The sequence below is a fragment of the Sneathiella sp. genome, assembly GCF_041689005.1.
Classification (GTDB): Bacteria; Pseudomonadota; Alphaproteobacteria; order Sneathiellales; family Sneathiellaceae; genus Sneathiella.
Window position 1 is genome coordinate 1 of the sequence record NZ_JBDNHC010000029.1, and the last position, 25,590, is coordinate 25,590.

Sequence of the window (25,590 nt, forward strand, 5' to 3'; positions counted from 1 at the left end):
AACGCAAACGACTTCCCGCCGCTCGCTTCCGCAAGAACCTTCGTAATCGCCGCCGTCAACGTCGTCTTCCCATGGTCAACATGACCAATCGTCCCGATGTTGCAATGTGGTTTACTACGATCAAATTTCTCTTTGGCCATTTTCCGTCGTCCCGAAGCAGTTAATTTACACAGCCCAAAAAATGCCGAAAACCTGCTTTAAGTCTCCGACACTCTCAAATTCACGGCCTATTTATAAAGCGCTGACCAGCGCTTGGAGCGGGTGAAGGGAATCGAACCCTCGTATTCAGCTTGGAAGGCTGCTGCTCTACCATTGAGCTACACCCGCCTTTTATCGCATCAAACGACGCCAGCCCCATGGCATCTTTCACGCCTGTATGTGAATGGTGGAGGGAGTTGGATTTGAACCAACGTAGGCTTAGCCAGCGGATTTACAGTCCGCCCCTTTTAACCACTCAGGCACCCCTCCATACATACATCGTTCCTTCGACTTTGCCAAAGGTGTCCGGCACTATCGAAAATTCAGACATAAAGTCAACCGAAAAAGAGGATTCAACGCCGATTTTCCGATTTTTTTTCGGCGCCTTCGAAAAAGCTCTCTTGTTGCAGGATACGAAGCACAATATAAGCAACGTCATGTCAAGAAGCAAGCCATCCAGGGACCTGCGTCAAAAGCCGTCGTCAGGCCCGCGACAATTCCGCAACTCGCCCCCCTCGTCCGCCCGCAGTGACCGAAAGGGAATTACCGGCGATACGTGGCTTTATGGCGATCATGCGGTGCTGGCCGCCCTCGCAAACCCGGCCCGAAAAGTAAGGCGTCTGCTTCTGACGCCGGCAAAAATGGCAGGACTTGACGATAATATGAAGGGCCAGATCGATGAAATCGTCGCGGCGGAAATCGTTGACCGTGACATTATCACCGGACTGCTGCCCGAAAATGCGCTCCATCAGGGGATTGCGTTGCTCCCCCACCCCCTCGCCGATACAAGCATCGAGGATCTCCCGGATCGCGAAGATCAAACCGCCATGGTGGTTGCCGTTCTAGACCAGGTGACCGATCCCCATAACGTTGGAGCTATCTTGCGCTCGGCCGCGGCCTTTGATGTCAAGGCCCTCATTGTCCCTGACCGCCACTCACCGCCCATCACCGGTGTTCTGGCGAAAGCCGCCTCTGGCGCCATTGAAACGGTACCGGTCATTCGCGTGGCAAACCTGTCGCGGGCGCTTGACCAGCTTGCCGATAGGGGCTTTTGGCGAATCGGACTGGACGGTCAGGCCGATCAGGAACTTGACGCCGCCGCCGCGACAATTCGCAAAGTCGCTATCGTGCTCGGATCAGAAGGCAAGGGCCTGCGCCAATTGTCCGCACAAAAATGCGATTTGCTGGCAAAATTACCCATCAATCCGAGAATAGAAAGCCTGAATGTCTCGAACGCGGCCGCCATTGCCTTTTATGAACTGGCCCGCCAGATCCGGTCGTTGCCGGACTAAAAATAGAGCTTAAATATCTTTCCATTAAAAACTTTTATTTTTTACTTGTGGACATAGCGCAAGCTGACTATTTTGCGCCCGCACGACGCCGCTATAGCTCAGCTGGTAGAGCAGTTGATTTGTAATCATCAGGTCCCGGGTTCGATTCCTGGTGGCGGCACCACATAAGCCCTTGAAGACATAATGTTTTCGAGGGCTTATCTGTTTATGTATCTTTCACAACAGTTGTCACGGCCAAAGGCCGAACTCACAGCGCGCAACAGTCGCCACACCAGACGCGGGCAAGAAAAACATTGCCACATCGCGGTTGTTGCACCTATGCTGGCCCACGGACCTCGCTACAGGGGGAATGTCGGCAGAAGAGACAGCCCCGCAATTTTTGAGCCACAGATGGCCGTAAAGTGTGGGTTTTGCGTAAATAATGTCGATTTAAAAAAACTGAGCGCCTCCGCCAACACGGAGGCGTCCCGCAACTCGCCGGGCACCGATGGCCCTGCGAGCGACGCCGCCCGCGAACAGGGTGGCAGGCGATGTGTGTCTTGAAGTACGCCATGCCCTATGCGGAAGATAAAAGGAGACAGAGATATGTTCCAACGTATCATGGTTCCGGTGGATCTGGCGCACGAGAAGCGACTGGAAAAATCGCTTGGGCTTGCAGCGGATTTGGCACGACAATATGGCGCGACGGTAATCTACGTCGCGATCTCGGCGGCGACACCCGGGTCGGTCGCCCATACACCTGGGGAATTCGCCGACAAGCTGAGCCGGTTCGCTACTGATCAGGGCAAGGCTCATAACATCGCCACTGAGTCACACGCTGTGACCAGTCACGATCCCAGCATCGATCTCGATCCGGCGTTGCTCAAGGCGGTAAACGAAATCAAGGCTGACCTGGTGGTCATGGCAAGCCATGTGCCCAATATAACTGATTACCTTTGGCCGTCGAATGGCGGCACCGTGGCCAGCCATGCGCCTGTCTCGGTGATGGTCGTTCGATAATCACAAGATATAGCGATAAAAAGGAAGTACCGAAATGACGGATACACCAACCCCTCAAGGCATACCCGCCCCTGAAGGAGTCTCCGACCTGATCGATACCGACTACGAGATCGGTCAGGATAATATCGAGTCGAAGATCGGAATGTTCGGGTTTGACATTCACAACCCGGTCTTTCTGGTCTCTGCCTTGAGTATCATTGCCTTCGTGTTCTACAGCCTGGCCCTGCCTGAACAGGCCGGAACCGCCTTTAGCTGGCTGTTCGACACAGTCACGAAGAAATTCGACTGGTTCTTTATCGCATCGGGCAATATTTTTGTGCTGTTCTGCCTGATGCTGATCGTGACGCCACTGGGCTCGGTCCGGCTGGGGGGTGTAGACGCGAAACCCGACTACAGTTATATCGGCTGGTTCGCGATGCTCTTTGCCGCCGGCATGGGCATCGGCCTCATGTTTTACGGCGTCTCCGAACCCATGAGCCATTTTTCATCCTCGATGGGCGGGGTGACGTCCGAGGCTGGCGCCCGTACGGATTGGGCGCCCCTGGGGGGTGCTGTTGGCAACGAGGTCGAGGCCGTGCGCCTGGGCATGGCCGCGACGATCTTTCACTGGGGACTGCACCCGTGGGCGATCTATGCCGTGGTGGCATTGGCGCTTGCCTTGTTCAGCTACAACAAGGGACTGCCGCTGACGATCCGCAGCGCCTTCTACCCGATCCTGGGAGAGCGCATCTGGGGCTGGCCGGGTCATTTCATCGACATCCTTGCGGTCTTTGCCACACTCTTTGGTCTCGCGACCTCGCTCGGATTTGGCGCAACGCAGGCCAATGCCGGACTCAACGAGCTATTCGGTATTCCGGTATCGTCGACAACGGAAGTAGTCCTTATTACCGGTATCACTGCGATTGCCCTAATTTCCGTGCTGCGGGGTCTGGATGGCGGCGTGAAGCTGCTATCCGAGATTAACATGGGACTGGCCGCGCTGCTGCTGATCTTTGTCCTGCTGGTCGGACCGACGGTGCTGATCCTGACCGGTTTTGTCGATTCACTGGGAGCTTATCTGCAATATCTACCCCAACTGGCAAACCCCGTCGGGCGTGAGGACGTAAACTTCAGTCAAGGCTGGACGTCATTCTACTGGGCCTGGTGGATTAGTTGGTCCCCCTTTGTCGGCATGTTCATCGCCCGGGTTTCGCGCGGCCGCACGGTGCGGGAGTTCCTGGTTTGTGTGTTGCTGATCCCGAGTCTGGTCTGCGTGCTGTGGATGAGTGTTTTTGGCGGTACCGCGATCCATCAGGTGGTGGTTGACGGTTATACCGGCGCGCAAAATGCAGACCTCGAACTTCAGCTGTTCAAGATGCTCGATCAATTGCCGCTGGCCTCCATCACCAGCTTCATCGGGATCGTGCTGGTCATCGTGTTCTTCGTGACCTCGTCGGATTCGGGCTCTCTGGTGATCGATACCATCACGGCCGGAGGCAAGGTTGACGCGCCGGTCCCCCAACGGGTGTTCTGGTGCATCTTTGAAGGAGCCGTGGCCATAGTGCTGCTATTGAGCGTCGGCGGATTGCAGTCGCTGCAAAGCATGGTGATCTCAACGGGGCTGCCGTTCACGATCGTGCTGCTCCTGATGTGCTGGGCGATCTTCAAGGGATTGCTGGCGGAACGAAGGGCCTGATCCCGCAGAGGTATTAAGGTACGCGAGTGTTTTTTTGGAGCAGTATTCCGACGACCCTATTTAACCCCATGAGGACATAATGTCTTCGAGGGGTTATCTGTTTCTGGGTACCCACCCTGTAGCGCAAAGGAAATGCCGATATCAGTTTTTCCACGGTTACACAGAATTGCCGCCCCCCTTGCCGGACACTTTGCACATTCTCAATTAAGGCAAACATTCCGTTTAGCGTGACACAATTTTGGCACAATTGAAGTGGGAATGGGAGATATCCGGCTATTTCAGAGGATAAAACGATTCTCCAAAATTCCTTATTTCAAGGATAGTTTACCGCTATTTTCCTCTCCGAGAGAAGGGCCATCGACCAGTTTAAACGATCACTTGATACAAGGTGATCGGGCACGTAGAATCGTTTAAGTATTTGAAAATAAATAATTTTACATATAATGGTCTGCCTTAACCCACTGTTCGTGAACCCGCGCCCATGAAATTTTGATAGCCCCCCGTTTGCGAATAGTAGTAATCGTTGCGAATATGTGAGAACCTGTATTTTAGGCGTAAACGAGTCTGAACTCTTAATCGGGAAAAGTCATGAGTCGTTCAAAACAGCTCGATACCCGAGAACCGATTTCTCAGGACTTAATATTTTTGCCAGTAGTAGTTGTAGTATTATATATTTTAAGAAGTTACTCGGTTTAAAATTTGAGACAATAGTTGGCATATTCATGTTTTAATCACGTTGAATGAACGCGAATCCCGACGGATATCGACGTAAATGTATTCGTCGTCAGTTAAACAATATTTAACTAAAACACATCAATAATGCCCCGTATTAGAGTAAAAATTGGCGCGTTAGCGCAAGGGGAATGCTGTGAGTGCTAAAAGTAAGGCAATAAACGAGAAGAATAAGACGATGAGCTCGAAAGCAAAAATGAGAAATAGCGCTTACCGTGAAAGTAGCGGCTGGATTCATAATGAAGTGTCCTATGGGAAGAATAAAAGCATTCCCGAGGTATTCCACACCTATGTCACCCAAACGCCGGAAGCCATTGCCCTTATGCTTCCAGGAGCTGGCAGCACGCCAGCCCGAACATTGACTTACGCCGAGCTTGAGGAGCATTCCAGCGTCCTCGCCCGCAAGCTCGTCGCAAATGGCGTAAAGCACGGTGATTGTGTTGCCTTCGCCGCCGCAAGATCATTCGACGTTGTCGTCGCGATGCTCGGCATATTGAAGGCGGGCGCGGCCTACGTTCCCCTCGACCTGACATATCCGGAACAGCGCCTTGAATTTATGCTCCGCGATGCTTCGATTAGTATCGTCGTCATCTCCAAAGGGCTTGACGCGAAACTGCCGGCTCTCGGCCTGCCAACCCTGGTCATCGGCGAGACCACCTCCGATGAGGCGGACGCTCTGCCTGAGGTAAAGGCCATGGATGCGGCATACGTCATTTACACCTCGGGATCGACGGGACAGCCCAAAGGGGTGGTTACGCCGCACCGGGCCGTGTTGCGCCTTGTCAGCGAAGCAACCTATACGAAATTTGGCAAGGACCGCCGGGTTCTGCAGATGGCCCCGGTTTCCTTCGATGCCGCGACGTTTGAAATATGGGGACCCTTGCTTAATGGCGGTACCTGCGTGATATATCCGGATTCAGGCCTGCCTGATTTCAGCCAGTTGCGCAATGTTCTCAAAAATGCCGAGATAAATACGCTGTGGCTGACAAGTTCGCTCTTTAACTCCGTTGTCGACCATGATGTCACGATCCTCGATGGTATCGAAGAATTGCTGGTTGGCGGCGAAGCCTTGTCCCCGGCTCATATTCGCAAAGCCCAGACCAATCTCAAGGCTAATCTTGTCAATGGTTATGGCCCAACCGAAACAACAACCTTTGCCTGCTGCTATCGCATTCCCACGGGCGTGCCGGAGGACCTGCTGTCGCTTCCGATTGGCAAACCGATCGAGAATACATCGATCATTATTCTCGATGAAAATTTCCAGCCCGTTCCCGATGGCGAAAGCGGTGAACTCTGTATCGCCGGAGATGGTCTGGCGATCGGGTATTTGAACCGGCCGGAAATAACCAAGGAACGTTTTGTTGAGGACCCCGATGCGCCCGGCGGACGCTACTATCGCACGGGAGACCTCGTCCGCCTGCTTCCTGGGGGCGACGTGGAATTTCTGGGACGCAAGGATTCCCAGGTTAAGATTGCGGGGCATCGCATTGAGCTTGGAGAAATAGAACACGCCCTCAAATCACATCCAAAATTGCAAGACGCCGCCGTCGCCGTCGATGCGTCGGTTGATGGCGCCCCGAGAATTGCCGCCTGGATCGTGCCCAAGTTATGCACCGATGTCCCCGGCAGCAGTGAGTTGCGCAGCTATGTTGAAAAGCAACTTCCCCGCTACATGTCACCGGCCATTTTCACGACCTTGGAAAAATTGCCCTTGACGACCAATGGCAAGCTTGACCGCAACGCCCTCATCGTCACCAAAAGTGAGCGCCCGATGTTGGAGCAGGCCTATGCCGCGCCGCGGGGCGAAATGGAGCTGTTTGTTGCCAATACCTGGGCCGAACTACTGGGCCTTGACAAAGTTGGCCGTCACGACCGCTTTTTTGAACTTGGCGGCACCTCGCTTCTGGCCATGCGATTTTTGGAGATTTGCCGCCGCGAACGTAACTTCCGGGTAAGCGTCGCCGAATTTTTTGATGGCCCGACGGTCGAAAATATTGCGAAGGTCGCAAACAAGCTCACCGTTGTTGTTGATCAGACACCTGAGCCTATACGCCAGCAGGATAACGACGGACGTATAGCGATCATCGGTATTGCCGGCAGGTTTGCCGGTGCTTCGAATATAGAGAACTTCTGGGACATGCTGCTCGAAGGCCGCTCGGGCCGGGTGGAAGTGACCCGCGCCGATCTTGAAGCGGCCGGGGAAGATCCGGCCCTTCTTGACGATCCCGATTATGTCGCCGCCGCGTTCCCACTTGAAGAAGCGGAAGGATTTGACGCAGCCTTCTTCGGGTTTAACCCGCGCGAAGCCCAGCTTATGGACCCGCAGCAGCGGATGATGCTTGAGTGTGCTTGGACAGCACTGGAAGATGCGGGCTACGACCCGCACCGATCTTCAGATCGGGTTGGAGTTTTCGGCGGTGTTGGCCGCAATGCCTACCTGATGAACAATCTAATGAGCCATGAGGCGCTGCGCGAGACCGCCGCCGAGTATAATATGCTCATCGGCAACGAGCGTGATTTTCCCTGCACGCATATCGCCTACCGGCTTGGCCTTCGCGGTCCGGCCGTAACCGTTCAAACCGCCTGCTCGACTTCCGGTGTGGCCATCCACATGGCCGCACAGAACCTGTTGCGCGGTGAATGTGACGTGGCGCTTGCGGGTGGCGCCAAGGTGCTCGTTCCAAATCGGGTTGGCTATCGCTATGTTGACGGCGGCCCGTTGGCGCAGGATGGACAGTTGCGCGCGTTTGACGCCAATGCCAAGGGTATGGTCCGCGGGAGCGGGGCGGCAATGGTCGCCTTGAAACGCCTGGATGCGGCACTTGAGGATGGTGATCATATCTATGGCGTCCTGCTGGGGTCGGCCGTCAACAATGACGGCGCGGCACGGGCGGGCTTCACGGCACCCAGTGCCTCCGGACAGGCGAATGTCATTGCCGAGGCGCATCGGAATGCCGGCATTACGGCGGACAGCATCTCGCTGATCGAGGCCCACGGTACCGGCACCGTGCTTGGCGATCCGATTGAGGTTGAGGGCCTGACACGGGCGTTTCGCGTTACCAGTGAGGAGAACGGATATTGCGCGCTCGGCTCGGTGAAAACAAATATCGGGCATCTGGACGCCGGCGCCACCGCCGCCAGTCTTATTAAAACCCTGCTTGCGCTGGAAAATGAAGTTATTCCGCCGAGCATCAATTTCACGGAACCAAACCCCCAGATCAATTTCAGCGAGTCGCCTTTTTATGTGGCGGCAAAGCCGGTGGAATGGAAGCGCGGCAAAAAACCTCGCCGTGCCGGTGTCAGTTCATTCGGTTTGGGTGGGACGAACGCTCATCTTATAATTGAAGAAGCTCCCGCGCGACCCGCGTCCGATCCAGCCCGCGGATCGCAGCTTCTGGTTATTTCCGCACGTACCAAAACCGCCCTTGAAAAGCGTTGCGATGATCTCGCAAATTGGCTTGAACGGCATGAAGATGCCAATCTCGCGGACGTTGCCCATACCCTACTCATTGGCCGGCGACGGTTTGAGAAAAGAGTGGCACTTGTCTGCGCCAGCCGCGAGGAAGCGATTGAAAAGCTCCGCCGCCGTGATCCAAGGGAAATCTTGCGGTCCAATATGACCGCCGAGAAACCACCGGTTGCCTTTATGTTTCCAGGTGGCGGCGCGCAATATGCGGGCATGGCACGGGAACATTATAAAAATTCGCCAGAATTCAGGCGGGCGCTGGACGATTGCAGTGTCCATTTTGAAAAACGGACCGGGCAGTCTCTTGTCGATATCATCTACGCCGCCGAAGGAACTCTAGACCAGCCGAGCATCGCTCTGCCAACGCTGTTTGCCGTTGAATATGCCATGGCGGCGCTGTGGAAATCCTGGGGCGTTGAACCCAGCGCAATGATCGGCCATAGCATGGGCGAGTATACAGCCGCCTGTCTTGCCGGTGTCTTCTCCATGGAAGATGCCCTCGATGTCGTGCTCTGCCGCGGCAAGCTGTTTGAAACCCTTGAGGGGGGCTCGATGTTGAGCGTTCCACTGTCGGAAGAAGCCGTTCGCGAGCGTCTAGGCAGTGAGCTTTCCATCGCCGCCATCAACCGCAACGACCAATGTGTCGTCTCCGGACCCATCGCCGCCATCGAGGCTTTAGGCGAGGAGCTGACGAAAGAAGGTGTCGAATCGCGGCGTGTTCATATCAATGTCGCCGCCCATTCAACCCTTGTCGAACCGATTTTGGAAGAATTCCGCGCGCAGTTGAAGCTTGTCAAGCTGAAGGCGCCGACCTTGCCCTTCGCCTCAAATCTCACTGGCGACTGGATTACCGCTGCCGAAGCAACCGACCCGGACTACTGGGTTCGACATCTGCGCTCAACCGTCCGTTTCCTGGATGGCATGGCAAAGCTGTTCGAAGACAACGAAGGCATCGTCATGGAGATGGGCCCGGGCCAGACCCTGAGCACGCTCGCCCGCCAGCATCCGGCGCGCGGCGCCAATCACGAGGTAATTGCCACCCTTCGCCATCCCCAGGAAGATGTCTTGGATGAAGACTTCCTGCTGGGAGCAGTCGGCCGCTTCTGGCTCGCTGGCGGCGAACTTGACTGGAATATGTTTGTTGGCGGATCACGCCGCCGCGTTTCCTTGCCGACCTATCCGTTCGAACGGACCTTGCATTGGATCGATGCGGTCCCCTACGCGTCCAGCGGAACTACGGTTGACCCAACCCTCGCGCTTGCCCAACCGGGCGCAGATGAAGTGGTCAGTGCGGTAGAAGTTGACGAACTCGCTCCCCGACGGGACCGGATTTTAGCGCAACTGAAAGCTATTATAAATAAACTGAGCGGTTTGCCGTTTGATCGGATCGACGAACATGCAACCTTCCTGGAGCTTGGATTCGATTCGCTATTCCTGACCCAGGCCAATGCCGCCTTTAAGAAGACATTCAAGGTCAAATTGACGACCCGGCAATTGATGGAATCGACGCCCGTTCTCGACATGCTTGCGGCGTATCTCGACGAAACCTTGCCCGAAGACGCGAAGCTCGACGAGGCTGCGGCTCCGGTGCGGTCGACTTCGAGCCCAACCTCTACCACTGCCGCCTCGACAACAACGGCTGATACGGGTGAATCCCGTGCCGCCGAGATTAACCCCGGCGACAACCCGGGACGCCCGACGATCAAGAAGGTCGGCACCGATGAACTGACACCCGAACAGGAACATCATATCGATGAGCTGATAGCGACAACGATTGCGCGCACCCCAAAAGCGAAAGAAGCGACGCAGATCTCCCGTGGGGTTCTCGCCGATCCGCGCACGGTTCAGGGCTTCCGCTCGCGGTGGAAGGAAATGGTCTATCCGGTACTTTCAGACCATGCCAAGGGATCAAAAATCTGGGACGTTGACGGCAACGAATATGTCGATCTGGTTGGCGGATATGGCGTAACCATGTTCGGTCATGGACCGCAATTTGTTGTCGATGCCGTTCGCGAGCAACTAGACAAGACACTTGCGATCGGGCCGCAATCGGTTCTCGCCGGGGATGTCGCCAAACTGGTTACCGAAATGACCGGAATGGAACGTGCCGCGTTCTGCAACACCGGGTCCGAAGCCGTTCTGGCGGCGGTCCGGATGGCACGAACGGTGACAGGCAAATCAAAAATTGCCAAGTTCGATGGTCATTATCACGGTATTTTTGATGAAATGCAGGTCCGTGGTGCCGGAACCGGCAGTCGGCGGACAACCTTGCCGAGTGCCCCGGGCATTCCGCAGGAAGCCATCCAGAATACAATCATTCTCCAGTATGGCGACAAGGAAGCCTTCGATGTAATCCGCGAGAATGCCGATGAACTGGCGCTCGTGCTGGTCGAACCCATCCGAAGCCGGAATCCCGATTACCAGCCGCGTGAATATTTGAAGGAACTGCGCCGGGTAACCAAGGAACTGGGGATTCCCCTGTTGTTTGACGAGATTGTTACCGGTTTCCGCTCGCACCCCGGCGGGGTACAGGCGCTGTTTGATATTCGCGCCGATCTCGCAACTTACGGCAAGGTAATCGGCGGTGGCCTGCCGATCGGTATTGTTACCGGCAGCGCGGAATATATGGATTCGCTTGACGGCGGCGCCTGGAACTTCGGCGATGACTCGGTCCCGACCGCAGACATGACCTGGTTTGCTGGCACCTTCGTCCGTCATCCCCTCGCCCTTGCCGCAACAAAGGCGTCGCTTGAACATCTGAAGAGTGAAGGTCCCGCCCTGCAGGAGAAGCTTAATGCGATATCTGCAAATCTGTCACAGCGGCTGAACACATTTTTCAAGAAGGTAAACACCCCCATCAAGTGCGAGCAATTCGCCTCGGTCCTGAGGGTTGGCTTTACCAAGCATCAGGAATATTCCGACCTCTTGTTCTTCCATCTTCGTAACCGCGGCATTCTGACATATGAAGGACGTCCGGCGTTTATGACGACTGCGCATAGCGAGGAGGACCTTGATCGCGTCTACGAGGCGTTTGTTGAAAGTGTGACGGTCCTGATCGATATCGGCCTTCTTGAAGGTTACGATCCGACGGCCGTCCGGCGTTTGCCCATGACGGTTGGTCAGCAGGAAATCTGGGTCTCCGCCCAGTTCAGCATTGAAGCCTCCTGTTCCTATAATCTCTGCAGTACCTTGATGCTCACGGGGGACCTGAAACCGGAACTGCTGCAAGCCTCCCTAAATGATCTCGCCGCGCGCCATGAGGCTCTCCGGGCGTTACCGGAACGCGACGGGTTCCACCAGACAATTCAACCAACCCTCGAATTTCCGCTTACCTTTGAGGATCTTCGCGGGAAGGATGAAACCACTCAGGCGGAAGAAATTGCCCGTGCCAAACGCGAGCAGGTAACCGTCCCCTTCTCATTCGTGGAAGGACCGCTGGTACGGTGCAACGTATTGCGGCTATCCGACACCAAAAACCTGTTGCTATTTACGGCCCATCATCTGATTGCAGACGGTTGGTCCTGCGGCGTCTTGCTGAAAGATCTTGGCGTGCTTTACGCGGCACATATGGAAGGGCGCCCCGCTGCCCTTGAGCCTCCGCAACAGTTGAGCGACTTCGTCAGATTCCTGCATACACCGGAACAGCTCGAAACCCGGCAAGAGGCCCGCGACTTCTGGCTGAAACTATATGATGGCGATCTGCCAAAGGCGCAGATTCCGAGTGACCGCCCGCGGCCGAAATTACGCAATTATTCAGCACAGCGCTTTGAGACCATGCTGGATCCCAAAGTTGTCGCCAACCTTCGGTCAGTTGCCAAAAACAGCGGAACAACGCTCTTCGCTTCCCTTATCGGCGGGTTTGCTGTTTACCTGTCCCGCCTAACTGGCATTACTGACACGCCAATTGGCTTTTCAGCCGCCGGGCAGCCGTTACTCGGGGGTCAAAGCCTCGTTGGTCATTGCGTGAACTTCCTGCCGCTCCGCCTGTCAACGGATATGGAAAGCGGATTTAGCGATCATCTTCGCGGTATCGGTGGCACCGTTCTTGACGCCCTTGAGCATCAGAATTTCGACTTTTTGTCATTCGTGCAAGACCTGCAGTCTGAACGTGATTCCGACTGGGCTCCGCTTGTCTCGGTCGGTGTAAACCTGGACCCATCCTCCAAGGGCATTCATTTCGCTGATTTCGATGTGAAGGCGGGCTCGGTTGGCCGGGCTTATGAACATCTCGATCTGTTCCTGAATTTCGTGGAGACCGGCACTGATATAGAATTACAATGCACTTTCAACATGGCACTGTATGACGAACCAACAATGCGCAGGCGCCTGCAGGAGTATCTCGATTTACTGGCAGCAGCATCCGCCGAGCCTGCCAAACCGCTGAATAGCTTTAGCATCCTTAATACGGCGGATCGTCAAATGCTGCTTTCCGACTGGAACGACACCCGTCGGGACTATCCGCGCGATAAATCGCTCGTGGAAATTTTCCAGGACTGCGCACGAACGCGCCCTGGGCAAACCGCACTTGTCGTGCCCGAAACATCGAATGCATCAGAAGTACAACACCGGGTGAGCTACGCGGAACTTGACCAGGCATCGGACGAATGGGCAGCCAGGCTGATTGACTCAGGTGTAAAACCGGGCGATTTCGTTGTTCTCCTGCTTCCCCGGTCACCGGATCTCATTGTCGGAATTCTGGCAACACTGAAAGCCGGTGCAGCCTATGTACCAATTGAACCCGACACTCCTGCAGCTAGATGCGAATTTATCTTGCATGATTCCGGAGCGACCGCAATTCTGTCTCACCGTGATTTTGTAGATGACATTGCACTTGATGGCATTCCGGTACTGGCGATGGATTTTCCAACAGAGCCGTCAAGTTCTGTGTCAATCAATGTTGCGAACGTCGATGGAAGCAGTCCTGCCTACATGATGTACACTTCAGGCTCTACCGGTGTTCCAAAAGGAGTGGTAGTACCTCATCGGGCGGTCGCGCGCCTCGTCATCAATAGTGAGTTTGCGCAACTGAACGAAAGCCGTGTCTTCGCCCAACTCGCGCCTGCGAGTTTCGATGCCGCAACTTTCGAAATTTGGGGCACTTTGCTCCACGGGGCCACGCTTGTGTTACCGCAAGGTTATGGACTACCCGAACTCTCAACACTCGATAGCATCCTAAAATCGAATGGTGTGACAACGCTTTGGCTCACGGCAGCGCTGTTTAATGCAATTATCGATGAAAGTCCTGAATTGTTATCAAATGTTAAAGAAGTTCTCACCGGCGGTGAAGCGTTAAGCGTTGCCCACATCTGCCGTGCGTTGGCAATCCTCCCGGATACGACATTTATTAATGGATACGGTCCAACTGAAAATACAACTTTCACCTGTTGTTACCGAATTCCGGCTGATTTCAGCGGCTTGTCAGCATCAGTACCCATCGGGCGGCCAATATCGAACACAGAGGTCTACATTGTTGACGATCAGCAGAAGCTGGCACCGATCGGGGTCCCTGGTGAATTACTGATCGGTGGCGACGGCCTGGCACTTGGTTACTGGAAGCGTAATGAGCTGAACGAACAGGCCTTCATACCGGACACATTGTCCGGGGCATCTGATAGCTCTGACGCCCGGCTTTATCGAACCGGTGATTACTGTCGTTATCTGCCCGACGGAAATATTGAATTTCTGGGTCGACGGGACGACCAAATCAAGATACGCGGCTTCCGCATTGAGTTGGGAGAAGTGGAAAAGGCATTTCTAGACCTCAATGAAGTCCAAAAAGCAGCAGTTATATACGAACCAATCGGAGACAGCGGCCGACTGGTTGCATTCGTGGCGCCGGTGGACGCAAACACGACCTCCGCGCATCTAGCACGTTCTCTTCGTGACCGGTTGCCCCGTCATCTCATTCCATCGCGTATCTTGCTGTTATCGGAATTACCTATATCACAAAACGGTAAAGTTGACCGACAGGCCCTGATGCAAATTTCGGCAGAACGCGTTGACGAGATCGAAACTGTCACGCCGGAAACAGACACGGAAAAAGAACTTGTCGCGATCTGGTGCGATATCCTGCAACGGCCGGAAGCGGGCGTGTTGGAAAGCTTCTTTAGTCTCGGTGGGCATTCGCTCATGGCGGTGCGTCTTTTTGACCGTATCCGTAAACGCTTCGGCCCCGACTTGCCTATCTCCACCCTGTTCAGTCATCCAACTATTCGCGACCTGGCCGAGCTTATTGATCAAAAAAATATTCCCGCATCCGGTGCAGTTTCCGCTGCTATGACATCTGAGATGGACTGGGATACATCAATCGTCATTCATCCTGGCCCCGGGAAGAACAGACATGCGCTGTTCATCGTCGGAGGCGCGGGCGGTAACGTAAATAATCTGGCTGACTTCGGCACTGCCCTTGGGGTGCATCGGTCCGTTGTCGGTTTTCAAATGCGCGGTATTATGGGCCACCAACCCCATGCGACAATAGAGGAAATGGCCACTGAAAATATCCGCTACATGCGTCAATATCAGGCGAGCGGCCCATACCTTCTTGCTGGTTATTCTGCCGGCGCACTGACGGCTTTCGAGATGGCACGTCAGCTCTCTTCCAATGGCGAAACAGTGGCCGAACTCTTCGTGCTTGACACTTTTGCACCCGGTTTTGCTGCCAGCTTCTCCCTTACCGATACGTTCGCGATTCCTGTAACGCTTACATGGCAACAACGTTTCACGAGTGAATTACGGCTTATTCGTGACCACGGCAGCACGTACCTGTTTGAACGCTTGCGCGCAAAGCTTGCGGGGAAATTTTTGCACGGAAAAGTGCTGGACTGGATTGCTATAACGCACCGCCCACTTGCCCGCAGATTGCGAACCCAGGAAGCATGGTTCTCAGCTGCGCGGAAATATGAGGGAGGCCCCTACCAAGGTCGCGTCAGTCTGGTTTTATCACGACCCGACGATATGCGTGAAGAAGTGCTTATTGCCGAGCATCCGTTGCTGGGGTGGGACAGACATATTAAAAATGAGCCCATCGAACGTTACACCATCAACGGTCGACATCTGGAAATTGTGCAGGGAGGCCATGCTGAGACATTGGCGGTTTTCATTGAGGGACGGATCAATGCCGCTGATCCCACGCTGTGAGGCTCTTGTTGTCAACGGCTGTCCGAAACAAAAATGTATAATTCGCAGAGTAAGTAACATCAGATGAACCGCATAAAAGACACATTAAAGCACGCAGTCGGTCAGGTAGCAGAATTAGCCTTTCCGTATTTGGGAAAAGATATCGATAATGCCCGAAATACAACACGGGCACCCAGACTAAAACGCGCTATTATTCATGCAAGGTTGCAGCGGGCCAAAGCGTCGGGCGATCACGATGCAGTGGAAAAGGCGCTTTCCACCTTTTGGAAAGGAAATCCGGGAGATGCTTTTTTTAGTCGGCACTCGGATGCCCGTTTTCAGCTTTTTCTGGATCATCATCTGGTCATTATCGAAGCGCTTCGTGATTTTCTCGAAAGTGACAGAAGCGGGTTTCATCGGATTGTCGAGATTGGGTGTGGTGAAGGACGGGCTTTGGCGCATTGCTTTGGGCAAATGCCACATATAACGTCAGCTGTCGGACTTGATATCAATGCAACCGTTATCAATCAGGCCTCGGCCGAGCATGCTGATAATAAAGAATTGTCATTCATTGAGGCCGACGGCACCGACTGGTTGACTGCCAACCCTTCCCCCGGCACAGTCCTCTTCGTCAATGGCGGCGTACTGGAATATTTCTCCCCGGAAAAACTCGAAAAACTCCTGAATACGCTTGCCGCACATCCATCGGCGGCAATTGTTCTGATCGAGCCTGCAGCTCCCGGTCATGATCTCGAAAATAATAATGACTCGATTGTATTCGGATATGAAAACTCCTTTTCCCATAACCACCGCTATCGTCTGACGCAAGCGGGGTTCGAGATTCTGCATACAACAGAATTACAGATCGGACAGGTTCGCTGGATTCTTATGCTCGGCGTTTGTCCGGGCCCCTCCAGCCGCTAAAGGGTAGGCACTTCCCTTCTAGACTCAGCAAGCAACCTTAGCGGTTTTTCCAAACAGAGGCTTCGGACCGAACATCGCAAAAAGCAAAATAGCGAACAAAAGCTTGCCGATTATAAACGTGATATATGTCGGCACGTCAGAAAGATGCGGCAGAATCGGAACGATGAGAGAGACCGAATTCGTCAACATCTGCATCAGGGCGACGACCAGTCCACTCTTGGTGAAATAATACACCCAGGCGCAGGTTGCGGCGATTCCGAGATAATGTAACCAGAGAATGGAAACCGGAACACCCGGAACAACCGCCTGACCATAGAGAATGACCGGAACCCACCACAGATACCAGAAAACCCCGAGAATTTGGCTGGACACCAACGGCGTAAATCTCTTTTGCAAAACCGTCAAGATCAGGCCGATCCAGACAATTTCCTCAATAATGGACGCGAGAAAGATACCCTTAAGCAGAGGAAAATTATTCAGCATCGTAAATGTCAGGGGAATGGCAACAATACCATTTCCATTGATCAAATTTTTGACAAACAATATTGCCAAGGCAAAGACGGTGAGCCAGGTAATCGCGAACACATACCACCAGATCGAAACCCGCCAGACCAGCATGGGACGGATCAGGTCCCAGATGCCCCCAATACCTCGGTCCAATACCGTATAAATGGTTGCTAGGATAAACAGGATATAAAATCTGCCCATGGGATAGTGATCTACGGACAAATACCCGTTCGCCACGCCATACACGAATACGGCCTGGGTGCCAACGACACATAAGAGAAAAACCCATATATTATGTCGTGATTTAAGTACCTGCATGGATGGATTGTCCTATAGTATCCCAGTTTACGTCGTAGAATAGCACGGCGTTCGGATAAAACCAGAATTAGAGGTTATACACAAGTAGCCCTGCTAAAATAATCCGATAGTTCAATAACATGAAGTCGAGGAACCCTTCAACGATCCGTATTTTTTTTCTAATCCAATGTTGCTTCCCGTCTTTCAGGAATTTCTCGGGAAGGATTGCATTCTATGGGCGGTGAGCTTGGTCGTCTCTTTTCCGAGGGCTCCTGATCAATTCCTTCCTCGCGATACCAAGGCCATATTCGGCGATGACTATACGGTTGATATTGATATCCCGCCGTATGCCATAACGATGCTCATTCCGCTCGTCGATTGCACCCTGGAGACCGGATGTACGAGGGTCTGGCCAAAAAGCCATTTAACCAAAACCGATGACGAAGCCCAGAAAGTCGGGAGCATCGATTCAGAGGTGAATGTCGGCTCCGTCCTGATCACCAACTCGAAGCTTCTCCACCGGGGCGGCGTCAACCAGTCCAAAATCATCCGTCCGCTTCTATACCTGATCTACCAACGAAGCTGGCTGCGTGACTTTGCGGGTTATGAGGAACGCCCCCCGGTCACTATCGGCAACCGGGAACTCGAAAAGGTACCCGGCGAATACAGGCATATGTTCACCTGGACGAAGGATCTGTACCGGGTTATCCGGATCAAGAACTGGCTGCGCCGTGTTCTGCCGGGAAGTCTCAGGCAATTACGGCGAGGCTGAAATAAACCCGGCCCTTCTTGACACCCCCTCGTGATATTGAAATAAGTCTTATCAATCGAGGACCGCTTCCCTACAATGCTGGGAAGGATGGATGAAATGAGGGGACGTCGTTGAAAGCAGTTATTCTAGCTGGGGGTCTGGGAACCCGCATTTCAGAAGAATCCCACCTGCGGCCTAAACCCATGATCGAGATCGGCGAACATCCGATCCTCTGGCATATTATGAAGATATATGCCCATCACGGTATCCATGATTTCATTATCTGCCTCGGCTATCGAAGCTATGTCATCAAGGAATATTTTGCGAACTACTTTCTCCACCGTTCCGATGTTACCTTTGACCTTGAAACCAACCAGATCACCTATCACGCTGCAAAGGCGGAGCCCTGGCGGGTGACGCTGGTTGAAACCGGCGCGGAAACAATGACCGGCGGCCGACTCAAGCGGGTGGCCGGATATCTCGACCCCGAAGAAACATTCTGCATGACCTATGGCGACGGCGTTGCCGATGTCGATATCACCAAACTGATTGCCTATCACAAATCCGAGGGGCGCGAGGCAACCCTTACCGCTGTCGCCCCTCCCGGCCGGTTCGGGGCAACAATTATCAAAAACGGGGCGGTGACGGAATTTGTCGAGAAGCCCGCTGGTGACAATGGCCTGATTAATGGCGGCTTTTTCGTTCTGGAACCGTCCGTTATCTCGCGTATTGCTGGCGACACTATCCCGTGGGAGCGGGAACCTCTTACCGGTCTTGCCACCGACGGACAGCTTTCTGCTTACCGACATACCGGGTTCTGGCAACCGATGGATACGTTGCGTGAAAAAACATATCTCGAACAGCTTTGGAACAACGGAAAGGCTCCCTGGCATGTCTGGGGTTAGGTGCTAAAAATGACAGGTTCCGCGGCCGTAGATCCCGGCTTCTGGAGAGGACGCCGCGTCCTTCTCACGGGGCATACAGGCTTCAAAGGCGCTTGGGCCGCGGCATGGCTCTGCAAAATGGGCGCAATCGTCACTGGTATTTCCAGGGCGCCGGAAGGTGACTTTTCGCTGTATAACAGCCTGTCCCATACCTTGGATCTGTCATCGCATCTAATTGACATTCGCGATTCGCAGAAGCTGGCCGCCGCCATCCAGGAAAGTAACGCCGAAATTGTCCTTCATATGGCCGCCCAGTCTCTCGTCCGGCGGTCTTACCGGGAACCGGTCTATACCTATGAAACCAATGTCATGGGGACAGTGAACCTGCTCGCCGCTTTGCCAGACCTTGCCGACCTCAGCGCTGTTCTGGTCATTACAAGCGATAAGGTCTACCGGAACATCGACGATGGCAGGGCGTTCTCGGAAACCGACCCCCTCGGCGGTGACGATCCCTATTCCTCGTCCAAGGCGGCGTGCGAAATTGCAACGGCATCCCTCGCCAAAAGCCTGTTTGCGGACAGCAATATCCGGATTGCAACGGCGCGGGCCGGAAATGTCATCGGCGGCGGAGATTTTTCCGAGGACCGGCTGATCCCTGACATTTGGCGCGCCGCAAGAACCGGAAAAACCGTTACCCTCCGCTATCCGGAGGCAACCCGCCCCTGGCAGCATGTCCTGGAATCAATATCAGGGTATCTGGTGTATCTGCAGGCCCTTGCCGGTGACCGGGCAGGCACGCTGCCCACAGCATTGAATTTCGGCCCGGAGAAAAGCCAGGGACTTTCTGTGGGCCATATTGCGGCGCAGGTTCAGAAGGCCTTTGGCATTGATGGCGACTGGGGGCTCGTCAATACCCGCCAGCCGCCCGAAAAATCCGCCCTCGCCCTTGATCCATCTCTTGCCTTCAAAACACTTAACTGGCGGACCCGATGGGATGCGGCAAAAACGCTGGACAGAACGGTGGACTGGTATAAAGCCTTCAGCGATAATCAGGACGTTCCGGCCTTGACCCTGGCCCAGATCGAAGAATATGAGACCAACTTATGAGTAACCCTCTTGAATGCCGCTTTTGTCATCAGGAATTGACCCAGACCCTTGTTGATCTCGGATCAATGCCGCTTGCCAACAGCTATCTTAAGGACAAGGGTAGCATTGCAACCGAGAAATCCTATCCCCTGCATGCGCGGGTATGCGAGAATTGTTTTCTGGTGCAGGTGGAAGAGGTTGTGCCGGCGGAAGAAATCTTTTCCGATTATGCCTATTTCTCCTCCTTTTCGGCCAGTTGGGTGGAACATGCCCGGAAATATGCCGATCGGTTAACGGCAAAGCTCAATCTTGACCGGAATTCGCTGGTGATGGAAATTGCAAGCAACGACGGATATCTGCTCAAGCATTTTGTCGACAAAGACATTCCCGTTCTCGGCATCGAGCCCGCAGCGAATGTCGCACGGGCCGCGGAGACGGCCGGTGTAAAAACCGAGGTCGCCTTTTTCGGGCTGGATACCGCCAAACGGCTTGCAGACACCGGTATCAAGGCGGATCTGATGGCGGCGAATAATGTCATGGCCCATGTGCCAGACATTAACGACTTTATCGGCGGATTTCCAATTTTGCTGAGCCCAACCGGTGTTCTGACCATTGAGTTTCCGCATCTTCTTAACCTCATTGAAAAGGTCCAGTTCGACACTATCTATCATGAGCATTATTCCTACCTGTCACTGCTGACGGTTGAAAAGATACTGACCGCCCACGGGCTCCGGGTTTTTGACGTCGAGGAACTCCCAACTCATGGCGGATCGCTGCGGATTTATGCCTGCCATCGGGACTGTGAAACATACAGTGAGGGCGATGGATTGATCTCGGTGCGGACGAAAGAAAACGCGGCAGGTCTCGCTTCCCTCACGGCCTATCAGAACTTTACGCCAAAGGTCGAGACGGCGCGCTCCTCCCTGCGCTCCTTTCTGAAAAAAGCGAAAGCGGAAGGGAAGACAGTGGTCGCCTATGGCGCCGCCGCCAAGGGAAATACACTGCTCAACTTTTGCGGTATCGGTCCGGATGACATCCGTTTTGTTGTCGACCGCAATCCTGAAAAGCAGGATACCCTGCTCCCCGGCAGCCATATTCCCGTGTTCGCGCCGGATAAGATCTGGCAGGTGAAACCGGATTATGTGCTGATCCTGCCGTGGAACCTCGCCGATGAAATTGCCAGCGAAATGAGCGCAGTGTCAGACTGGGGCGGACGCTTCGCCATTCCCATTCCTGAACTTCGATTGCTCCCATGCAAATAACCGAGACAGATATCCCCGGTGCCTTCCTGATCAAACCGAAGTTCATCGAGGACGAGCGTGGATATTTCGCCCGCGCCTACTGCCAGGAAGAGTTTGCCGCTCGCGGGATAGATTTCCTGCCCGTGCAGTGCAACCTTTCCTACAATAAATCCGCATATACATTACGAGGAATGCATTATCATGCATCGGCCTATGCGGAGACAAAACTGGTCCGCTGCAGCTCCGGGCGGATGTTCGATGTGGCGGTCGATTTACGTGAAGGCTCGCCCACCTACAAGAAATGGATCGGCATCGAGCTGAGCCGCAAAAACGGCTGCGCCCTCTTCATTCCTGCCGGCTGCGCCCACGGCTTCCTGACACTGGAGGATGACACTGAGGTTTTCTATCAGATGAGCCCCGCCTATGTGCCGGGTCATGAATGCGGGTTCCGCTGGAATAGTCCGGAAATCGGAATTGACTGGCCTTCGGAACCGCGCGTTATATCGAAGAAGGATCAGGCGCTTGACGATCTGAAATAGCGCCGCTGCGTGAGAAAACGGGGTCAACTTGAAAAACTGTATTGTCACCGGGTCAACCGGATTTATAGGGCGCCATGTAGTTAAGCAGCTTTTGTCGCACGGCTGGCATGTCATCGCCGTCGGACGCTCTCCCTCTCCTTATACCGCCGACGAAAATCTTACCTATGTTGAACTTGACTTGCATGATCCGATAAGTGTTGGCGCCTTTTTCAAACGCTATCAGGCGCGCCACCTCATTCACCTCGCCTGGGAGGCAACACCCGGTAAATTCTGGCATTCAACGGAGAATTTCCGCTGGATCTCAGCGAGCGCGCTATTCCTCGATTTATTCACCCACCATGGCGGTGAAAAGGCGGTCCTCGCTGGCAGCTGTGCTGAATATAAGTGGGAAAACACCATCCTAGAGGAAAACAAGTCTCCTCTTAATCCCACAACTTATTACTCGGCAAGCAAGGTCGCGTTTGCGATGCTGTCAGACATCATTGGCCAAAATATCAATCTTGTCTGGGCCCGTATCTTCTTTCCCTATGGCCCGGATGAGGACAAAACCAAGTTGGTCTCCTATATTCTCCGGGAAATTTCAAACAACCGCCTTCCCGAGTTCCAGAACGCCGGCCGCGCCGTTGACCTGATCCATATTGAGGATGTCGCCATCGCTTTTGAGGCGCTCGCATCGACAGACGTTACCGGGACTGTCAATATCTGCTCCGGCACCGCCCTCCTTCCGCATGAGATCGCGCTCGAATGCGCAAAATTACTGGGGAAAAAGGAATTGGTGACTGCTTTAAGGAGTGCTTCTCAACTGACCGTGTCGGAAACATCGGTGTACGGATGTAACAAAAAGCTCCTGCAAGCCTTCCGGCCCCGAAAACTCACATCTTTAACAGAAGGCCTTGCTTCTTACTTTGATAAGTGATGCCGATGGTTAGCCAGTTCCTTAGCCAAGCGTGTTCCGCGTTTTTACAAAAAGCGGATCATCCTGTAAACTCGGGTAAAAATCCATCATCCGAAGTAGTGCCTTTTTTGCGGGGTTTGAGAGAAGTTCTCCTCGACCAGAGGCGCCAACATTGAAGCGTGTCTGCTGTTCCCGCACACGGCCAAGCGCCTGCTGTATTTCTGATGCCGGCAGATGAGTTGTGGCTTTGGCAAGAATCTCGCCCATCACTTTCTCAGGTTCAGCCGTATATTCATCAAAATCATAAATTGAAATATTTTCCGCAGCCTTCCAGCCCGCATAAAAATTGATATACCAGGGGATCGCAAGACGGACGATCGCCTCTTCAAACTCGCTATTTGACATGGCGAGATGTGACTTATCAAAATAGGCTGTCGGGCCCTCCCCTGGCTCCTTTTGAAAATGTTCACGAATGCTGATGGCACAATCAGCAAGATTGCGAACGAGAACGATGGGGGTTAAATTATATTGCGTGATCAGATGCTGCGTCCATTCACTGTTGCGCAGATGGTGCTGAGACACATATTTCCGCCGGTTATAGCGCGACAGGCGTATCGAGCATAATTCCTGCTCCCGCGCGCCCCAATCAGGCGTCAGCCGGTATCGGCGAAATCCAGGCAATTCCGAAATTGCGCTCGCCAGAAACGTCGAAGCCGATTTAGGCATGCAGGCAATAAGGATATGGGGACGTGTGGGCAGCAAGCGGCTAAATGCACCGTCAATGGCGACATATCCAGCATTCAGAAAGCGATTATTTTTTTTCATGTCTTCTCTATGAGCTTAACATTGCGGCACATTTCTACGGACTTGGAAATTTGCTCAATAAACGCAACTAAAGGCCATTTTTTTGGATAATAGGGCTTACCTGTGACGGACTGAAGCCAGTCCACCACCGTCGCAACATTTTCAGTATATTGCGGGTCAACATATTTTTTTCGCTTCTTGGGGCGGCCGGGCACTGCGGGTTCTTCCTGAACGGCCTCCGTGATCGGCGGCTTTGGTTCGGACAAATTCCTGATTTCATATGCCGGGTCGGCGGTTTGAAAGAACGCCTCAAGGACGGACCAGCATCTATTTTCTGGAGGGTATTTACGCATGTCTTCAATAATGCGCTGCCGCCACCTTTCGTGATCGATTTGGCAAGAGCCGTCAAGATGGTCCTGATTGACCCGCAGCAGGTTGGCATAGGTATAGGCGGGAATGGACCGGATTCTGAGATCGAGTTCGGCGACGATTTTGTCCTTTTGTGCAAGAGACGTGAAGTTAGTTGCGATTTCCTTCTGTTCCGTTGTGGTTTTCCCAGAGGAGTTCAGCGCTATCCCGTTACTTTTCCAGCCCTCGCCAGCAATTGTCACAGGGTTACGAACCCATAATATCGACTTCGCGGCGGTCAGGTTTGTTATTGACGTGTTGACATCGGGAATCTGCCCTTGGAAATATTCCCCGCCCTTTTTCTTGATTTTCTCAATGATCTTGCGGGACACACAGCCATGATAGATATTCGCGCCATCGCGATAATTTGTCAGTTTTGCCTGACAGAAATCGGACAGAATTTGCACCGGGTCCAAATTGTAAAACGGTCCGCAAAAATCCCGGTACCGAAATTTCAACAACCCATCCTCGGGCAGCGGGTCCGGTTTTGGCCAGATGTATGTGATATGGCGCCAGGTAACGATATCCGGGTGATAGGTTTCAATCAGATACCGCAATGTGGCAATGCCATTCGGCAAAATCCCGTCATCATCCCCAATGAATATTATATAGTCGCCGGTTGCCTTCGACAGCGCAAACTCGAAATTCTGCCGCATGCTTAAATCCTGGCCGGGATTATGGTAATGAAGCCGTTTGTCGACAAAACTTCCGACGACGTCCCTGGTGGCATCTGAACTGTTATTATCGCTAACAACAATCTCAATGCCGTCATCAGGAGACGCGAGGCATGTTTGCAGGCAATATTCCAGAAATTCAGATCGGTTACGGGTCGGGATTACAATACTTATTTTCATGAAACCGCCTATCCAGAGGCTGAATTTTTCGTCTGTACCCGTTTCAAAAAGCCGTCGGGCGTAACCGAAAAGAACAGCTTGTCTTCGACCATGTGATCGTTCTCGAACTGAAGCCGCTTTCCGTCCGACCCTGTAATCTTTTCGCTTTCAAGCTTCTTAAGATATTCAAAAACGGCACTTTTGGGGCTGTTTCCCGGATGCCAGGGCCGATCCGGATAGAAATCCTCCGGCATATCCTCAACAATGGTATCAAACACGAGACAATAGCTTCCTATGCTGGTGAGCGGCGCATAGGCCTCAAGTTCGGCAAGGACATGATCATGAGTATGGTTGCTGTCCAGGCTGACGAGAACCCGTGAATAAGAGGCCGCAACATCCGTTACTTGTTTGATCACACTGGAGTCTATGGACGAGCCTTCGATCATATCAATCCGCCCGGACATCGGATGATCCTTGATTGCCTTCAGGTTATGCGCCCGAATATCGATATCGATTCCCAGAACCCGTCTTATCGGTGATTTGGGATCGAGCATGACCCCGGCCTCCACCGCATCACAATAATCGAGCATGGCCAATAGGGACGCGCTTTGGATCAGGGAGCCGCCATGGGCAATGCCGGTTTCGATAATTAAGTCTGGCTTCACGTCCCAGACAATTTCCTGAAACGCCACCATATCGGTGGGCAGTTGAATGATCGGGCGGCCGAGGCTTGAAAAATTATAAACGTAGCGCTTTGCAAGTGCCTGCATAATCCAGTCATGCGACAGTTTTTGCCAGTCCGTCTCATTGCTGTAGCCCTTGATCGTTTGCTGAACTTCTTCCCTGAACTGGGCGGCAGCATCTGGTTTATCTGACGGCATTTTTTTCCTTTTGCGTTTGGAATGAGCGACGATCACGATCGGATTACCGAAAAGGTGGCTCA

At 53.5% G+C, this 25,590-nt stretch carries 16 protein-coding genes and 3 tRNA genes; 12 read left to right on the forward strand and 7 right to left on the reverse strand.

Going from position 1 to position 25,590, the window contains the following annotated elements:
• From ACESNI_RS03555 to ACESNI_RS03565, 3 genes are all read right to left on the reverse strand, one after another.
• Positions 1 to 140 (reverse strand): GTP-binding protein (locus ACESNI_RS03555; RefSeq protein ID WP_373085128.1); only part of this gene is annotated, 140 nt, incomplete at its 3' end.
• A gap of 113 nt (positions 141 to 253) precedes the next feature.
• Positions 254 to 327 (reverse strand) — tRNA-Gly (locus ACESNI_RS03560).
• 56 nt (positions 328 to 383) lie between these two features.
• Positions 384 to 468, reverse strand: a tRNA-Tyr gene (locus tag ACESNI_RS03565).
• A 167-nt stretch (positions 469 to 635) separates the two neighbouring features.
• On the opposite strand from ACESNI_RS03565, the gene rlmB reads away from it, so the two are divergent.
• From rlmB to ACESNI_RS03595, 6 genes are all read left to right on the forward strand, one after another.
• On the forward strand, positions 636 to 1,490 hold the full coding sequence (gene rlmB, locus ACESNI_RS03570) for a 23S rRNA (guanosine(2251)-2'-O)-methyltransferase RlmB (RefSeq protein ID WP_373085086.1): 855 nt from the start codon (positions 636 to 638) through the stop codon (positions 1,488 to 1,490).
• A gap of 87 nt (positions 1,491 to 1,577) precedes the next feature.
• Positions 1,578 to 1,653 (forward strand) — tRNA-Thr (locus ACESNI_RS03575).
• 422 nt (positions 1,654 to 2,075) lie between these two features.
• Positions 2,076 to 2,489: a universal stress protein gene (locus tag ACESNI_RS03580; RefSeq protein ID WP_373085087.1), complete on the forward strand. Its 414-nt coding sequence runs from the start codon at positions 2,076 to 2,078 to the stop codon at positions 2,487 to 2,489.
• Between the two features lie 34 nt (positions 2,490 to 2,523).
• Positions 2,524 to 4,164: a BCCT family transporter gene (locus ACESNI_RS03585; protein ID WP_373085088.1), complete on the forward strand. Its 1,641-nt coding sequence runs from the start codon at positions 2,524 to 2,526 to the stop codon at positions 4,162 to 4,164.
• A 928-nt stretch (positions 4,165 to 5,092) separates the two neighbouring features.
• Positions 5,093 to 15,499, forward strand: a complete 10,407-nt coding sequence (locus tag ACESNI_RS03590) for an amino acid adenylation domain-containing protein (RefSeq protein WP_373085089.1) — start codon at positions 5,093 to 5,095, stop codon at positions 15,497 to 15,499.
• A gap of 63 nt (positions 15,500 to 15,562) precedes the next feature.
• Positions 15,563 to 16,402 carry a class I SAM-dependent methyltransferase gene (locus ACESNI_RS03595; protein ID WP_373085090.1) on the forward strand — a complete coding sequence of 280 codons (840 nt, stop codon included), beginning with the start codon at positions 15,563 to 15,565 and terminating at the stop codon, positions 16,400 to 16,402.
• A 24-nt stretch (positions 16,403 to 16,426) separates the two neighbouring features.
• Here ACESNI_RS03595 and ACESNI_RS03600 read toward each other — a convergent pair whose 3' ends face one another.
• A complete protein-coding gene (locus ACESNI_RS03600; RefSeq protein ID WP_373085091.1) occupies positions 16,427 to 17,227 on the reverse strand; it encodes a type II CAAX prenyl endopeptidase Rce1 family protein in 801 nt (266 codons plus the stop codon).
• Positions 17,228 to 17,447: 220 nt separating this feature from the next.
• On the opposite strand from ACESNI_RS03600, the gene ACESNI_RS03605 reads away from it, so the two are divergent.
• The 6 genes from ACESNI_RS03605 (at position 17,448) to ACESNI_RS03630 (ending at position 22,623) form a co-directional block, all read left to right on the forward strand.
• Positions 17,448 to 17,978, forward strand: a complete 531-nt coding sequence (locus ACESNI_RS03605) for a phytanoyl-CoA dioxygenase family protein (protein WP_373085092.1) — start codon at positions 17,448 to 17,450, stop codon at positions 17,976 to 17,978.
• Positions 17,979 to 18,088: 110 nt separating this feature from the next.
• On the forward strand, positions 18,089 to 18,862 hold the full coding sequence (gene rfbF / locus ACESNI_RS03610) for a glucose-1-phosphate cytidylyltransferase (protein ID WP_373085093.1): 774 nt from the start codon (positions 18,089 to 18,091) through the stop codon (positions 18,860 to 18,862).
• 9 nt (positions 18,863 to 18,871) lie between these two features.
• Positions 18,872 to 19,948 carry a CDP-glucose 4,6-dehydratase gene (rfbG, locus tag ACESNI_RS03615; RefSeq protein ID WP_373085094.1) on the forward strand — a complete coding sequence of 359 codons (1,077 nt, stop codon included), beginning with the start codon at positions 18,872 to 18,874 and terminating at the stop codon, positions 19,946 to 19,948.
• A complete protein-coding gene (locus tag ACESNI_RS03620; protein ID WP_373085095.1) occupies positions 19,945 to 21,189 on the forward strand; it encodes a methyltransferase domain-containing protein in 1,245 nt (414 codons plus the stop codon). The genes rfbG and ACESNI_RS03620 overlap by 4 nt, the downstream gene beginning before the upstream one ends.
• On the forward strand, positions 21,180 to 21,707 hold the full coding sequence (gene rfbC, locus ACESNI_RS03625; RefSeq protein WP_373085097.1) for a dTDP-4-dehydrorhamnose 3,5-epimerase: 528 nt from the start codon (positions 21,180 to 21,182) through the stop codon (positions 21,705 to 21,707). Before ACESNI_RS03620 ends, rfbC begins: the two co-directional genes overlap by 10 nt.
• 28 nt (positions 21,708 to 21,735) lie before the next feature.
• The gene (locus ACESNI_RS03630) at positions 21,736 to 22,623 is read left to right on the forward strand and encodes an NAD-dependent epimerase/dehydratase family protein (RefSeq protein ID WP_373085098.1); all 888 of its coding nucleotides are present in this window, start codon (positions 21,736 to 21,738) and stop codon (positions 22,621 to 22,623) included.
• Between the two features lie 21 nt (positions 22,624 to 22,644).
• Here ACESNI_RS03630 and ACESNI_RS03635 read toward each other — a convergent pair whose 3' ends face one another.
• Genes ACESNI_RS03635 through ACESNI_RS03645 form a run of 3 tightly spaced genes read right to left on the reverse strand, consistent with a single transcriptional unit; the run spans position 22,645 to position 25,528 of the window.
• Positions 22,645 to 23,427, reverse strand: a complete 783-nt coding sequence (locus ACESNI_RS03635; protein WP_373085099.1) for a hypothetical protein — start codon at positions 23,425 to 23,427, stop codon at positions 22,645 to 22,647.
• Positions 23,424 to 24,668 carry a glycosyltransferase family 2 protein gene (locus ACESNI_RS03640; RefSeq protein ID WP_373085100.1) on the reverse strand — a complete coding sequence of 415 codons (1,245 nt, stop codon included), beginning with the start codon at positions 24,666 to 24,668 and terminating at the stop codon, positions 23,424 to 23,426. The genes ACESNI_RS03635 and ACESNI_RS03640 overlap by 4 nt, the downstream gene beginning before the upstream one ends.
• A gap of 8 nt (positions 24,669 to 24,676) precedes the next feature.
• On the reverse strand, positions 24,677 to 25,528 hold the full coding sequence (locus ACESNI_RS03645) for a cephalosporin hydroxylase family protein (RefSeq protein ID WP_373085129.1): 852 nt from the start codon (positions 25,526 to 25,528) through the stop codon (positions 24,677 to 24,679).
• Positions 25,529 to 25,590: the final 62 nt, after the last annotated feature.

Bases quoted from the DNA above. Each gene is read 5' to 3' on its own strand.
- rlmB (WP_373085086.1), top strand. From the start codon at position 636: ATGTCAAGAAGCAAGCCATCCAGGGACCTGCGTCAAAAGCCGTCGTCA.
- ACESNI_RS03580 (WP_373085087.1), top strand. From the start codon at position 2,076: ATGTTCCAACGTATCATGGTTCCGGTGGATCTGGCGCACGAGAAGCGA.
- ACESNI_RS03585 (WP_373085088.1), top strand. From the start codon at position 2,524: ATGACGGATACACCAACCCCTCAAGGCATACCCGCCCCTGAAGGAGTC.
- ACESNI_RS03590 (WP_373085089.1), top strand. From the start codon at position 5,093: ATGAGAAATAGCGCTTACCGTGAAAGTAGCGGCTGGATTCATAATGAA.
- ACESNI_RS03595 (WP_373085090.1), top strand. From the start codon at position 15,563: ATGAACCGCATAAAAGACACATTAAAGCACGCAGTCGGTCAGGTAGCA.
- ACESNI_RS03600 (WP_373085091.1), bottom strand. From the start codon at position 17,227: ATGCAGGTACTTAAATCACGACATAATATATGGGTTTTTCTCTTATGT.
- rfbG (WP_373085094.1), top strand. From the start codon at position 18,872: ATGACAGGTTCCGCGGCCGTAGATCCCGGCTTCTGGAGAGGACGCCGC.
- ACESNI_RS03620 (WP_373085095.1), top strand. From the start codon at position 19,945: ATGAGTAACCCTCTTGAATGCCGCTTTTGTCATCAGGAATTGACCCAG.
- rfbC (WP_373085097.1), top strand. From the start codon at position 21,180: ATGCAAATAACCGAGACAGATATCCCCGGTGCCTTCCTGATCAAACCG.
- ACESNI_RS03635 (WP_373085099.1), bottom strand. From the start codon at position 23,427: ATGAAAAAAAATAATCGCTTTCTGAATGCTGGATATGTCGCCATTGAC.
- ACESNI_RS03640 (WP_373085100.1), bottom strand. From the start codon at position 24,668: ATGAAAATAAGTATTGTAATCCCGACCCGTAACCGATCTGAATTTCTG.
- ACESNI_RS03645 (WP_373085129.1), bottom strand. From the start codon at position 25,528: ATGCCGTCAGATAAACCAGATGCTGCCGCCCAGTTCAGGGAAGAAGTT.